Below are 12,486 nucleotides of genomic sequence, written 5' to 3' on the forward strand. Positions count from 1 at the left end.
GACGCGACGCTTCAGGTGACATAGACCACTCTTTTCTGTAGCGTTTCGTCGAATCCATCCGGGGGCGGACATGGAGGGCAGATGCGAGATCCATCCGGTTATCGCTTATCTGCCTCATAACGAAAGTTAGATGCCGACCGCTTCCGACACAGCTCCGCTGATCACCGTGATCACGCCGACGCACAACCGGCGCAGCCAGGTCGTGCGCGCGGTGGAAAGCGTTCTTGCCCAGACACTTACCCGCTTCGAGCACATCGTCGTCGACGACGGTTCGACCGACGGAACGGCCCTGGCGCTGGCCGAAATTCGCGATCCCAGACTGATCTATGTCGGCGCGAAATGGCGAGGCGCAAATGCCGCGCGCAACGCGGGCATCGAGCGCGCGCGGGCGCCGATCGTGACCTTCCTTGATTCGGACGATGTCTATCTGCCGGACCGCCTGGACCGGACGCTGTCGCATTTCGACAAGAACCCTTCGCTCGAGGTGCTGATCAGCTCCTTCATCTCGGTGAAGGGCAACCGCAGCACCAAATGCATCAATCGTCAGGCCTTGCTCGACAAAAGCACGCTGCAGCGCGCCCTGGTCTCGCAGACGATCTTCATCGCCGGCTCGGCGATCACCGCCCGGCACGAATCGCTGCTTGCGATCGGCGGCTTTGACAGCGACATCACGCGCATGCAGGACCGCGAGCTGCTGCTGCGTTTTGCCAACCGCAGCGGCGGCTTGCTGTCGGAGGATATCGACTGGAAGAAGTATAATTCGGAAAATTCGATTTCCGGCCGGCGCGACGGCTATGTCGAGGCCTATGCCAACCTGATCGACAAGCACCCTTACATCGCCGACCGCTATCCCGACGTGCCGCCCTATATGATCGCGCGGCAGATCATCGCCGACATCCTGAAGGGCAGGCTGCCGCAGGCTTTTTCCGGTTATCTCGCCAACCGGTCGTCCAAGGCGCTCGGCTACTCGCCGACCGAACTGGTGCGCGGCTATGTCGTCGGCCGGCGCTGGCGCCGCGACTGCTATGACGAATTCCGCGCCAAATACGGCGCCCGGGCGGTGTGAGGGCACCTAAATGCATGTCGCCCAAAGTGCGCAGCGGTTTTGGGAGAACGACATGCATCAAAACAAAGACTTATAGCGTGTCGCCTGAATCCGTTTCAGCGCGACACGCTTTAGAGCAATTCCAGGAAAAGTGCGTAGCGGTTTTCCGTCGAATTGCGAAAAACAAAGAATGGAGCGTCCGACAGCTCCAGGTTCACCGATCCAGTTCCGGAAAATACGGGTCGGAAAACCGCTGCCGCAGCCGCTCGCCAAGCATGCAGTCCGTCGGTGCCTGCGCGTCGACTCGGACCATTCTGACGCCACCGACGCCGCTCACCTCCTGGATCAGCTTGCGGCGGATCGCGGTCGAGAATTCGAACGCCGCGTAGATCGGCAGCACGAACGAGCCGGGGCCGCCGGTGACGCAATCAGCGTAGTAGCGATCAAGCCGGCTGACGCTCGGCGACGGACTGATCAGGATCGGCAGGCCGTTGATGATTATGCCCTCGGCTAAAGCCGCATCGCGGGTCATGACGACGGGCAGTCCGGCATTGTTGGGCCCGTCCCCCGATATGTCGATGACCCGGCGCGACGCCGAAAAGCCGTTTTTCTCCAAAAGCCCGGCGCCGAAGCCGAGAGCGCCGGAAATCGAGGTGCCGCGAAAGCTCCGGAACGGACGGCCCGCGATCTTGTCGGCGAAGGCGTTGGCGCTGTCCGCGCCGTCGATGACCTGCCAGGCGATCACGCCATCGTCGCGCACGACGCCCGCCCATTCGAAATAGGCGAGCGCGATGCGGCCTCTCGGGCCCGAGCGCACCGCGCTGATGAAGTCGGGATGGCGCAGCGCCCCGACATAGCCGGCGCGCTGCAAGGCGAACTCCTCCTCGTCCATCGACTGCGAAATGTCGACGGCCAGCACGAGCTCGACGTCGACGGCAGTGCCGCCGCCGGTCGCAGGCATTGGCGCTGCCTCGGCGCAGGCAAGGCATGCAAGCAGGCTGAGCAGCTTGAGCATGGCAGGCTCCCACCACGCCGGGATTCTTCCCGGCGATCGCGGCGAAATAAAGCTATTTGTTGGCGCGCACGGCTGTTGGCGGCGGTTCGATCGCTCCGGCGCGGAGGCGAGCCGGCTTGAGCGCCGATCCGCCGCTATCCTTGACGATGGTGAGCGCGCGCGGGAAGAACTGGTTGTTGTGCAGCCCGCGCCCGATATTGAGGATTGCGGCATCCGGCAGCCTGGCCTGCAGCATCGCCAGCACGCGCTGCAACGTGGCGCCGTCGAATGTGTCCAGCGCCTCGTCGATGATCACCCATTTCGGCTTCCTCAGCGCCAGCCGCGCGAAGGCGAGCAGCCGCTGCTCGTCGTCGGCCAGCTCATGCTCCCAGCGCGCCGAACGGTCGAGCTGGGACGACAGGCGCTCAAGGCCGACTTCGCCGAGCACCGCGGAAATCTCGGCGTCGTCGATCTTGGCGCCTTCGGCATGGTTGAGCACGTCGCGCAGCGTGCCGAGCGGGAAATAAGGCGTGCGCGGCACGAAGAACGGCCTCTCCCCGGCCGGCATGCCGATACGGCCGCGTCCCCATGGCCAGAGACCGGCGATGGCGCGGAAGAACAGCGTCTTGCCGGCGCGCGGATCGCCGGTGATCATGACGCGCTCGCCCGCCTTTATCTCGACGTCCGTCTCGGCAAGCCTGGTGCAGCCGTCGGGCGAGGCGACCTCGAGCTTGTCGAACGTCAGCTTGCCATTCTCGTTTTCGCCGAACGCGATGCGCTTTTCCTGGGCATGCAGGATATCCGTTTCGCCAAGCGCGATGCGGAAGTCGGCGACGCGCATCAGTGTCGCCCGCCAGTCGGCGATGGCGCCGATGTTGTTGATGAACCAGCGCAGCGAGGAATTCACCTGGTTGAAGGCGCCGACCGCCATCATCAATCCGCCGAAGCTGATATCGCCCGCGAAATAGACTGGTGACGCGACAAGGATCGGCGCCACCACGGTGATCCAGCCATAGGCATCGGTGACCCAGGACAGGTTGATCTGAGCGGCGTAGATGCGCCGCATGGCGCCGAGCACGCTACCGAGGTCGAGCTCGAGCTGCCGCCTGGCGTCCGCCTCGCCATGGGCGAGCGCGATGGCGTCGACATTCTCGTTGACGCGGACCATGGAGGAGCGCAGCACCGCCTCGCGCGTGTAGCGATCGCTGTTGAAGCGGATTAGCGGCCGGCCCACCAGCCAGCTCAGCCAGGAGGCGATGCCGGCGTAGAGGAGCGCCGCCCAGACCATGTAGCCGGGTATTGCCAGCGAATAGCCGCCGACATCGAAGACGAAGCCCGAAGAGAGCTGCCACAGCACGCCGATGAAGGACACAAGCAGGATGAAAGATTGCAGCAGGCCGACGCCGAGGTCGGTCGACAGATCCGAGAAATGCCCGGCATCCTGCTGCATGCGCTGGTCGGGATTGACGCCGATGGCTCCGGCATGGGTGAGTCGGAAGGCGCGCGCCGGCCGCATCCATTCATCGATCAGGTCGAGCGTCAGCGCTTCGCGCAGCCTCAGCCGGATCGTCTGGTTGAGCCAGGTCTGGCCGACATTGAGCACCAGGAGGCTGCCTGCGATTGCGGCAAATACCATTAGCTGGTGGAGGAAAGCCGGCAAGTCGCGCCGCGCCAGGGCATCGTAGAAAGGCTGGTTCCAGCGGTTGAGCAGGACCTGCCCGATCGAGGTTGCGACGATGACGCCGATAATGCCGATCGAGGCCCACAAGAGCTGCCTGCGTACCGGTGACGTCTTTAGCGCCAGCCTGATCGTCGCCAGCTGGTCTGAGAGGCTGCTCGACTCGACCGAGAACGCAGGCTGTTCGATACCGGGCGTATCATCCATATGCGAGATCCCTGCTTTCGGGAATGGTGAACGGCGACGGTGCCGCGCCCCGAACCCGCCCCTGAGATAGGGTGATGATTGCCGTGCGACGCAAGGCTCCGCCCCGATCACGAACGCGTCATCGCCTTGTCCTTCGCACCGTATCGGCGGCTTGCCGGCCAAGCCGTGTTGCGCCCTGCGGCGAGAATACTGGCACGAAGACGCGGCGCGAGGCGCGTTGCGCGACGGGCACGCCCTGGTAGAGCCGCTTCTGCGCCTCGACGACGATGACGCCGGAAAAAATCGGCCACAATCGCCGGCCGGCGCGCTCCAGCACATTGTGGAACCGCATCATGAAGCGCCGCGGCGATGGCGGGAAGAACAGCGCGTCGGACCACGCGGCCGGCGTGAAATTCGCCTCGCGCAGCAATTCGGTGAGCTGGCCGCGCGAGAACGGCCGGCCATTGCCGAAGGGCGTATGCTCGAAGCGCGCCCAGACGCCGCGCCGGTTGGGCACGACGATGACGACTCTGCCGGCCGGCGACAGCACGCGCCAGATCTCGTTCAGCGTCTCGCGCGGATTCTCGACATGCTCGAGCGAGTGGACGAGCAGCATGCGGTCGATGCAGGAATCGACCAGCGGCAGCTCCTCGTCGAAGACCAGCGCCGTCGCCGTCGGTCCGGTCGCCGGCCAGACCACCGCTCCCTGTGTCGCCGGCATGAAGGCAAAGACGCGCTCGGCATCGGTGCCGAACCGCTCCAGCCACGGCAGCGTGTAGCCGAGGCCGACCAGACGTTCGTTCGGAACGGTTGCCCATATCGACGACAACGCCATGGTGATCGCGCGCTCGGCGAGGCGCCCGAGCGTGGTCGAATAGAAGGAGCGAAGATCGACGATATCGGAATGCATGGCCGGGACGGTAGCCGCGATATCAGGCGAGTTCAACAAAGGCGGATGACATCGATGGCCGGCCGCCCTATGTCTGCGGCGATAAGGAGAGTGACGAGATGCCGGTCGAAATCGAACAGTTCATGTGCCGCACCGACAATTTCGGCGTGCTGGTGCATGACCCCAAAAGCGGGCAGACGGCAATCATCGACGCTCCGGAGGAAGCCCCGATCCTGGCCGCGATCAAGCGCACCGGCTGGACGCCGACGATGATCCTGACCACGCACCATCATGGCGACCATGTCGAGGCCAATCTGGCCCTGAAGGAGCGCTTCAAATTGCGCATCATCGGACCGGAAGCCGAGAGGGCGAAGATCCCCGGCATCGACGAGACCGTCAGGCAAGGCTCCGTCATCCGCCTTGGCGATGAAAGGATCGAGGTCATCGAAACGCCGGGCCACACCGCCGGCCATGTCTCCTACCATCTGCCGGCCTCGAAAGTGGCCTTCACCGCCGACACGCTGTTTGCGCTGGGCTGCGGCCGGCTGTTCGAATGCAAGCCGCCGGTGATGCACGAGTCGCTGAAGAAGCTGGCCGCCCTTCCGGCCGAGACCGTCATTTATTGCGGCCACGAATATACTTTGGCCAACGCCCGCTTCGCGCTGACCGTCGACCCCAGCAATTCAGCGCTCAAGGAACGCGCCGCCAGGATCGAGGCGCTGCGCGCCGACAACAAGCCGACGCTGCCGACGACGATCGGCGAGGAACTGTCGACCAACCCGTTCCTGCGCTGGCACGACCCGGCGATCCGCAAGCATCTCGGGATGGAGAGGGCGAGCGATGCGGAAGTGTTCGCCGAGATCCGCAAGCGCAAGGATAATTTCTGAGCGCTCTTGCATGACCAGTGCTGCCGAAATCATCGCAACGCTCGGCCTCCAGCCGCACCCCGAAGGCGGCTGGTATGCCGAGACGTTTCGTGACGCAGCGGGCGGCCCGCGCGGCCATTCGACAGCAATCTATTTCCTGTTGGAGAAAGGCCAGCTTTCGGCCTGGCACCGGGTGAAGGATGCGGCGGAGGTCTGGCACTTCTATGCCGGCGCGCCGCTGGCGCTCGCCATGCATGAGGAAGGCTCCGCCGCTGTCGTCGAACAGGTGCTGGGGCCAGCGCTCGCCGCCGGCGAGCGGCCGCAGATCGTTGTGCCGGCCGGCTGGTGGCAGTCGGCGCGCAGCCTCGGCGAATGGACGCTCGTCGGCTGCACCGTCGCTCCCGGCTTCGACTTCGCTGCTTTCGAGCTGGCCAAACCGGGCTGGCAGCCGAAAACCGCTTAACTCAAGAGAAAGCCGAGCGTGATCGCCAGCTGGGCTGCATAATAGAGCACCCAGGCCGCGTAGCGCATCCAGACGCGATGCGGCGAGATCGCGGCAAACAGGAAGCGTTCCGCCGCCAGCAAGCCGTCCGAGGCCACGAACAGCACGGCTCCGATGATGACCCAGGGATAGAAGGTCGTAAGCGCCGAGATGCCCATGGCGAGGATCGCCGCGACATAGACGGCGATCGGGATACGCAGGGGTGGACCGACGCGACGCCGTAGCGCGGCGAGCATTCCGATAACGAAGACCGCCAGCGCCAGTGCGATCGCGACGCGCCAGGGTTCGGCGGTGAGCAGCCCGATCCCGCCGCCCGCCTCGAGGAACAGGGCGACATAAGCGATATGCGCGGCAAGAAAGCTCGCCAGGCCGCCAAGAAAAGCCTTCTCGCCGTCCTGCGAGAGGAACGCATCGCCGGCGGCGCTGAGCGCCAGCGCCGCGACGAGCAGCAGCGGACCGCCCTGCATGACGGCGAGCGCCGCCAGCAAGGCGACGGCAAGCGTCTTCGCGGCGGAGCGGGCGAGGCGCGGCGACAGCTCGAGCGCAAGGCCGTAGATCGCGGCGGCAGCGATCGAGAACAAAAGCGTCGCATTCGGGTTGGCGTCGATGCCACCCGGAAACGGCATCATGCGCCAGCTCCGCCGGTCGCCGGCTTGCGCAGCAGGAGCGACTTCGCGGCGAGCGCCGCCCCGCCGGTGATGAGCACGCAGGCCGCGAGGATGCGCAATGACGGCTCGGCCACGCCGGCGGCGATCAGCACCAGCGTCGATAACAGCGGCGCGGCGTAGCTTGCCGCCCCCAGCACCTGGATGTTGCCGCGCTTGACGCCGATATCCCAGGCATAGAAGGCGGCCCCCACCGGCATCAGACCGAGCCCGACGACCGCCAGCCACTGGCCGGGGCCGTCGGGCAGCACGGTCTTTTCGAGCAGCAGGTGGCAGGCGAGCGAAAGCACCGACGTCGCCGCGCAGAACCAGGTGACGATCGAGGTCGGCACCGACGGGAAGCGGCGAGACAAGAGCGAATAGGACGACCACAGCAGCGCACAGACGCCGGCCATCGCATAGCCGAAGGCATAGCGTGGATCGAAGGCGAGGCCGCCACCTTTGGTGACGATCAGGAAAGTGCCGGCAAGGCCGAGCAGCGCGCCGGCGACATGGTTCCAGGCGAGCCGCTCGCCCGGCATCAGCGCCGAGCCGAGCACGATGAGCAGCGGCCAAAGATAGGCGATCAGGCTCGCCTCGACGGCCGGTGCGTTGCGCAGCGCCGTGAAGTAGAAAAAGTGGTAGCCGAACAGGCCGGCAATCCCGATCAGCCAGACCTGCGGCGGAATCTTCCGGCTCTTGTCGGGAGCCGGCATCACCAGCCTGGCGGCAAGCCCGACGCAGGTGCCGATGGCGAAGGTGATGGCCGACAAGAGAAACGGCGGCACTTGCCCGGAGGCGTCGGTGAGCAGTGCGAGCAGCGCCCACATGGCGACCGCCGAGAAACCGATCAGTGTTGCGCGCCCCATACCTGTCCCCGGCGGCGCGCCGCGGCGCCTGTACAAACTATTCGACGGCTTCGAACCGTCTCGCGCTTATGGTCAGCGGACCGATCTGGGTTCCGACCGTGGCGCGGATCGGCGCATATACGCCGGATTGGCCGACCGGCGCAAATGTCACCATCATGCGGCTCTTGTTCTTGAGGAACTCCAGCGCCTTACGGCCTTTGCGATAGCCCGCGACCGGCTCGAAGCCCATCTTGCAGGTGACGGTGTCGCCCTTGTAGCCGGGCACCGAGATCGAGCCCTTCGAAGCATAGGTCAGCGACAGGTTGGCGCGCATCTCGCCGTCATAGAATTTGACTGTCCGCCCGCAGACCTTGTCCAGGCTGTCGGCATGGATGACGGTGGCCGCCATCGGGTCGAGCACCGATTTCAGGTCGCCGGCGCCGACCGGCACCCAGCTCTTGGGATCGCGCTTCTTCGGCGCCGGAATGACTTGGGTCGAAGCGACACCCCCATCGGCGAAGCGTATGTCGACCACCGATGCCTTCTTGCCGGAGGTGTAGTCGGCCCGGAAGGCCTGCGGCCGCATCTGCTGGCCCGCAATCGTGCCTTTCGACGAAATCGTGCCCTTGGTGTCGTCGAACAGCTTGGCGATGCCCGCGGCGGAGACAGTGCCGTTGATGGCGTAGTTGTCGCCGTCGTAACGGCTCGAAAACGTCGCCCTGGCGACCGAAAGGCCAAGGAACGAAACGGTATATTCGCCCTTGAAGGCCTGCGGCGAGGCAGCAGCGAAGCCCGTCGCCGGCACAGCGACGGCAAGCAGCGTTGCAAATGCATGGGATAAGCGAAGCATGGCCGGCGGCAAATCCTTGATACTGGCCGGAAACGCAACGGCTCCAGCCTGGCAATCCCTTCGCGAAGGGCTTATAGGGCGAAATCCGGCCTTTATATGGAGCGCGCTTCGCCGTCGCGCATCTGCCGGAGCTTGACGTAGTGGCGAAATGCAACTATGGAACGCCAACTTTTCCAAAGGCCGCCTGATCGAGACCGCGCGCCGCCTGGCGCGGGCAGAATGGTTTGGCAGGTTAGAACTGAAGGTTAGACAAGATGTCCCGCACCTGCGAGCTCACTGCCAAGGCAGTCCAGACCGGCAACAATGTGAGCCATGCCAACAACAAGACCAAGCGCCGCTTCCTGCCGAACCTGGTCAATGTGACGCTGATTTCCGAAGTGCTGAACCAGAACGTTCGTCTGCGCATTTCGGCCAACGCGCTGCGTTCGGTCGAGCATCGCGGCGGCCTCGACGCCTTCCTGGCCAAGGCCGACGCCAAGGAGCTGTCGCAGCGCGCGCGCCTGCTGAAGAAGCAGATCGCCAAGAAGCTCGCCGAGCAGCCGGCAGCCTAAAGCGCCATTCGGGCCGGGACGACCGCCTCGAGCACCGGCCTCAAACTGGTGCTCAAATATGAGCGAGCGTCGACATGACGCTCAGCTGGTTCCATTACCCAGGATAAAAAAATGAACTTCCTTTCGCGATACCTGCCCTTCGTGGCCGCCATGGCGCTTGTCGTCGTGGCATCGAACATCCTTGTCCAGTTCCCGATCCAGGGCCAGATCGGCGGCCTGTCGCTGTCCGACCTGCTGACCTGGGGCGCCTTCACCTATCCCTTCTCCTTCCTGGTCACCGATCTTGCCAATCGCCGCTATGGCCCGGCCGTGGCGCGCAAGGTGGTGTTCGTCGGCTTCATGACGGCGGTGATCTGCTCGATCCTCGTTCCGCCCTTCCTGTTCCGCCACGGCCTGATCGAGTTCGAGACCGCCGCCGACCGGCTGGTGCGCATCGCCGCCGCTTCCGGCGCCGCCTTCCTCATCGCGCAGCTGCTCGACGTGACCGTGTTCAACCGGCTGCGCCGGCAGAGCTGGTGGCGCGCGCCGATCGTCGGCACGCTGGTCGGCTCAACCTTCGATACGGTCGTGTTCTTCGGCGTCGCCTTCTCCGCCGCCTTCGCCTTTGTCGGGCCGAACGACGGCTTCGCGCTGGAGACGGCGCCGCTGATGGGCGTGTTGCCCATCGAGACCATGCGCTGGGTCTCCTGGGCGCTCGGCGATCTCTCGGTCAAGCTCATCATCGCGGTGGTGGCGCTGATCCCCTACCGGCTGCTCGCCGCCCGCTGGACCCAGCCGGCAGTCGCGGTCTAACCATGATCCCGCAAAATGAAGCCCGGCTTGCGGAAAAGATCGTGGTCAGACAAAGAGCTCGCTCGTGATCCCCTGGGTTCAGCTTGATTCAGCCCGCACGCCCGACGGCGCTCAGGAACTTCGCCTGAAGCGGCGCGGCGATGAATTCTCGATCATGCTGGGTACCAACGAGCTGATGAACAGCCGCCTCAGCGGCTCCGAGGAGGCACTCGCCAAGCTTTCCTGCGAGCTGATCGCTGGCCACAAGGAGCCAAGAATCCTCATCGGCGGGCTCGGCATGGGCTTCACCTTGCGCGCCGCTCTTGCAGCACTTGACAGGGACGCTGCCGTCACCGTTGCCGAACTTGTGCCCGCAGTCGTCGCCTGGGCGCGCGGCGCGATGGCCGGAATCTTCGACGGCTGCCTCGACGATCCCCGCGTCACCATTCGCGAGGCTGATGTCGGTCAACTGATAAGGGCGGAAGCGGCCGCCTGGGACGCCATCCTGCTCGACGTCGACAATGGTCCCGAAGGCATCGTCTACAAGGGAAATGACTCGCTCTATAGCGCGGCCGGCCTGGCAGCCGCCCATGCCGCGTTGAAGCCCGGCGGCGTCCTGGCCGTTTGGTCGCAGGGACCAGACGGCGGTTTCACGCGGCGGCTGAAGCAGGCGGGCTTCATAGTCGAGGAGATCAACGCGCGCGCCCGTGTCAAGCTCGGCGCCCGTCACGTCATTTGGATCGCAGCCAAAGGGCGGTGATCCCTGCCGGCCGCTCGCCGCTGGAGCCGGCCCGCCATCGGAAATCCCCGGCGGCTTTACGCTTTGTTACGGCCGATGATGCAGGATCGCGAAAACGATCCAGGACAGCGCCGCCAGCATGACCATCCAGGGCACCGGTTGGAAACATGACCTCCTGCTCGCGCTCTGCGCGACGCTGCTGGTGCTGGCGATCAATGCGATCTCCGGCTTCCCGACGATCGCGGACCTTGGCGCCGACAACGACAGCATGCTGAGGCTGGTCGAGGTTCGCGACCTGCTGGCGGGCCAGAGCTGGTTCGACCTTCATCAATACCGTATGGGCCTGACCGGCGGCTTCGTCATGCACTGGTCGCGGCTGGTCGACACGCCGATCTCGCTGATCATCCTGGCCTTCCAGGCGCTGGGCGCCAGCATGGCCGCCGCTGAGAGAGCGGCGCAGATCATCTGGCCGCTTTTCCTTTATGGGCTCACCATATTCGTCATCCTGCGCGCCTCGCGGCGTTTTGCCGGCGCCGACGTGGCGATGCCGTCGCTGATCCTGTCCACTGCCGCGCTGTTCTTTCTCGGCACCTTCAGCCCCGGCACGCTCGACCACCACAATGTCCAGATCCTGCTGACGGCGGCCAGTCTCTGGCTTCTGATGGAGGCTCCCTCGTGGCGGCCAGCCGCCTTTCTGTCCGGCCTGTGCGCGGGTCTCACGCTGGCCATCGGCATGGAGACCGCGCCGTATGTGGCCGCACTCGGCGCATGTGCCGCCGTGCTCTTCATCCTCGATGAACGGGAACGCCTGACGGCGCGCGGCTTCGGCACCGGATTTGCCGTGGTGGCCTTGGTGGTCCTCGTTGCCACCGTACCGCCGTCGGCCTGGGGCGTGGCCCAGTGCGATGCCTTCTCGGCCTTCCAATTCGTCATCGCGGCACTGTCCGGCTTCGGCCTGGCGGCGATTGCCGGTCTGTCCGGGCAATCGACAGTCAAGACGCGGCTCGTCTCAATGTCCGCATTGTTCCTGGCGGTCGCGGCCGTTGCGATCGTGTTCTTCCCGCAATGCCTGGCCTCGCCCTATGCCGGCTTGGACGAGCGCCTTCGCACCTACTGGCTGAACGACGTCGTCGAGGCGCAGCCTTTCTTGAGCGTCGCCGTCAACGAGCCGAAGCTGATGGCGGCGCGCTATGTTACGCCCTTCATTGCGCTCCTTCTGATCGGCTTTCAACTTCACAGGCGCCGCCCGCGCCGCGAAGAGGCCATTGCCGCTGCGCTGCTGATCATCGCTTTCGTCATCAGCCTGTGGCAGGTGCGCGGCTCGACCTTCTCGGTCGCCTTCGCGGTGCTGCCGCTTTCGACCTGGATCGCCGGGATTCGCCTCCAGGCAAGCGCCGCGCAGTCATGGCGCGGCTCCACCCGCATTGCGGCTGCATGGCTGGCATCGCTTAACGTGACCTGGGCCGGCGTCGCGGTCGCGGCGCAGTCCGTTGCCCAAAAGGCGCCCGCAGGGATAAATTCCGACGCGGACCATGCGCTGACCTGCAGCAAGGCCGGAGATTTCGGTGATCTTGCCGCCCTGCCGGCAACGACGGTGCTTGCGTCTTCCAATCTCGGCTCGGCCATAGTGATGTTCACCGGCCACAGGGCATTGGCCAGCCCCTACCATCGCAATGTCGGCGGCAACCTCGCCATGCTCGACGCCTTCATGGGAACGCCGGACGCCGCCCGAGCCGTCGTCGAGCGCGAGCATGTCGGGCTGGTCGCCATATGCCGCGGCAATTCGGAAGAGCTGTCGCTCGCCGCGGAGGCCCCCGCAGGCCTGGCCGCGCGGTTGCTGCACGGAGACGTGCCGGACTGGCTGGAATTGGACGGCCAGACCGCCGGCAAGCCGGTCAAGGTCTACAAGGTCCGCTGAGAATC

At 65.1% G+C, this 12,486-nt stretch carries 13 protein-coding genes; 7 read left to right on the forward strand and 6 right to left on the reverse strand.

The annotated features are described in order from the left end of the window. The first annotated feature begins 130 nt into the window (after positions 1-130). Positions 131-1,066 carry a glycosyltransferase family 2 protein gene (locus tag EH240_RS07000; RefSeq protein WP_124996690.1) on the forward strand — a complete coding sequence of 312 codons (936 nt, stop codon included), beginning with the start codon at positions 131-133 and terminating at the stop codon, positions 1,064-1,066. Positions 1,067-1,259: 193 nt separating this feature from the next. Here the strand turns inward: EH240_RS07000 and EH240_RS07005 are convergent, their stop codons facing one another. The 3 genes from EH240_RS07005 to EH240_RS07015 form a co-directional block, all read right to left on the reverse strand. Next, positions 1,260-2,060, reverse strand: a complete 801-nt coding sequence (locus tag EH240_RS07005) for a DUF1194 domain-containing protein (RefSeq protein WP_124996691.1) — start codon at positions 2,058-2,060, stop codon at positions 1,260-1,262. Positions 2,061-2,112: 52 nt separating this feature from the next. Then, positions 2,113-3,924, reverse strand: a complete 1,812-nt coding sequence (locus tag EH240_RS07010; RefSeq protein WP_124996692.1) for an ABC transporter ATP-binding protein/permease — start codon at positions 3,922-3,924, stop codon at positions 2,113-2,115. Between the two features lie 118 nt (positions 3,925-4,042). After that, entirely contained in the window at positions 4,043-4,813 is a 771-nt protein-coding gene (locus EH240_RS07015) for a class I SAM-dependent methyltransferase (RefSeq protein WP_124996693.1), read from the reverse strand. A gap of 98 nt (positions 4,814-4,911) precedes the next feature. Between EH240_RS07015 and gloB the strand changes: the two genes are divergently transcribed. Together gloB and EH240_RS07025 are read left to right on the forward strand one after the other, a co-directional pair. Further along, positions 4,912-5,679, forward strand: a complete 768-nt coding sequence (gloB, locus tag EH240_RS07020; RefSeq protein WP_124996694.1) for a hydroxyacylglutathione hydrolase — start codon at positions 4,912-4,914, stop codon at positions 5,677-5,679. 10 nt (positions 5,680-5,689) lie between these two features. Further along, entirely contained in the window at positions 5,690-6,121 is a 432-nt protein-coding gene (locus tag EH240_RS07025; protein WP_124996695.1) for a cupin domain-containing protein, read from the forward strand. Here EH240_RS07025 and EH240_RS07030 read toward each other — a convergent pair. Genes EH240_RS07030 through EH240_RS07040 form a run of 3 tightly spaced genes read right to left on the reverse strand, consistent with a single transcriptional unit; the run spans position 6,118 to position 8,502 of the window. Next, positions 6,118-6,789, reverse strand: a complete 672-nt coding sequence (locus EH240_RS07030) for a lysoplasmalogenase family protein (RefSeq protein WP_124996696.1) — start codon at positions 6,787-6,789, stop codon at positions 6,118-6,120. The two genes, EH240_RS07025 and EH240_RS07030, sit on opposite strands and share 4 nt — an antisense overlap. Next, positions 6,786-7,673: an aromatic amino acid exporter YddG gene (yddG, locus tag EH240_RS07035; protein ID WP_124996697.1), complete on the reverse strand. Its 888-nt coding sequence runs from the start codon at positions 7,671-7,673 to the stop codon at positions 6,786-6,788. Before yddG ends, EH240_RS07030 begins: the two co-directional genes overlap by 4 nt. 37 nt (positions 7,674-7,710) lie before the next feature. Next, the gene (locus tag EH240_RS07040; protein WP_124996698.1) at positions 7,711-8,502 is read right to left on the reverse strand and encodes a DUF3108 domain-containing protein; all 792 of its coding nucleotides are present in this window, start codon (positions 8,500-8,502) and stop codon (positions 7,711-7,713) included. Between the two features lie 254 nt (positions 8,503-8,756). On the opposite strand from EH240_RS07040, the gene rpmB reads away from it, so the two are divergent. From rpmB to EH240_RS07060, 4 genes are all read left to right on the forward strand, one after another. Further along, positions 8,757-9,053, forward strand: a complete 297-nt coding sequence (gene rpmB, locus EH240_RS07045; RefSeq protein WP_095804527.1) for a 50S ribosomal protein L28 — start codon at positions 8,757-8,759, stop codon at positions 9,051-9,053. Between the two features lie 111 nt (positions 9,054-9,164). Continuing rightward, positions 9,165-9,845, forward strand: coding sequence for a queuosine precursor transporter (locus EH240_RS07050; protein ID WP_124996699.1), 681 nt, complete (start codon positions 9,165-9,167; stop codon positions 9,843-9,845). A gap of 64 nt (positions 9,846-9,909) precedes the next feature. Further along, positions 9,910-10,584: a polyamine aminopropyltransferase gene (locus EH240_RS07055; protein WP_124996700.1), complete on the forward strand. Its 675-nt coding sequence runs from the start codon at positions 9,910-9,912 to the stop codon at positions 10,582-10,584. 118 nt (positions 10,585-10,702) lie between these two features. Next, a complete protein-coding gene (locus tag EH240_RS07060; RefSeq protein ID WP_124996701.1) occupies positions 10,703-12,481 on the forward strand; it encodes a GtrA family protein in 1,779 nt (592 codons plus the stop codon). The last annotated feature ends 5 nt before the right edge of the window (positions 12,482-12,486 follow it).

Origin of the sequence: Mesorhizobium tamadayense (genome assembly GCF_003863365.1) — a bacterium.
Classification (GTDB): domain Bacteria; phylum Pseudomonadota; class Alphaproteobacteria; order Rhizobiales; family Rhizobiaceae; genus Mesorhizobium; species Mesorhizobium tamadayense.

Coding starts and splice junctions, on each gene's coding strand:
- EH240_RS07060 (WP_124996701.1), top strand. CDS start 10,703: ATGACCATCCAGGGCACCGGTTGGAAACATGACCTCCTGCTCGCGCTC.
- gloB (WP_124996694.1), top strand. CDS start 4,912: ATGCCGGTCGAAATCGAACAGTTCATGTGCCGCACCGACAATTTCGGC.
- EH240_RS07030 (WP_124996696.1), bottom strand. CDS start 6,789: ATGATGCCGTTTCCGGGTGGCATCGACGCCAACCCGAATGCGACGCTT.
- EH240_RS07010 (WP_124996692.1), bottom strand. CDS start 3,924: ATGGATGATACGCCCGGTATCGAACAGCCTGCGTTCTCGGTCGAGTCG.
- EH240_RS07040 (WP_124996698.1), bottom strand. CDS start 8,502: ATGCTTCGCTTATCCCATGCATTTGCAACGCTGCTTGCCGTCGCTGTG.
- EH240_RS07000 (WP_124996690.1), top strand. CDS start 131: ATGCCGACCGCTTCCGACACAGCTCCGCTGATCACCGTGATCACGCCG.
- EH240_RS07015 (WP_124996693.1), bottom strand. CDS start 4,813: ATGCATTCCGATATCGTCGATCTTCGCTCCTTCTATTCGACCACGCTC.
- EH240_RS07005 (WP_124996691.1), bottom strand. CDS start 2,060: ATGCTCAAGCTGCTCAGCCTGCTTGCATGCCTTGCCTGCGCCGAGGCA.
- rpmB (WP_095804527.1), top strand. CDS start 8,757: ATGTCCCGCACCTGCGAGCTCACTGCCAAGGCAGTCCAGACCGGCAAC.
- EH240_RS07050 (WP_124996699.1), top strand. CDS start 9,165: ATGAACTTCCTTTCGCGATACCTGCCCTTCGTGGCCGCCATGGCGCTT.
- EH240_RS07025 (WP_124996695.1), top strand. CDS start 5,690: ATGACCAGTGCTGCCGAAATCATCGCAACGCTCGGCCTCCAGCCGCAC.
- yddG (WP_124996697.1), bottom strand. CDS start 7,673: ATGGGGCGCGCAACACTGATCGGTTTCTCGGCGGTCGCCATGTGGGCG.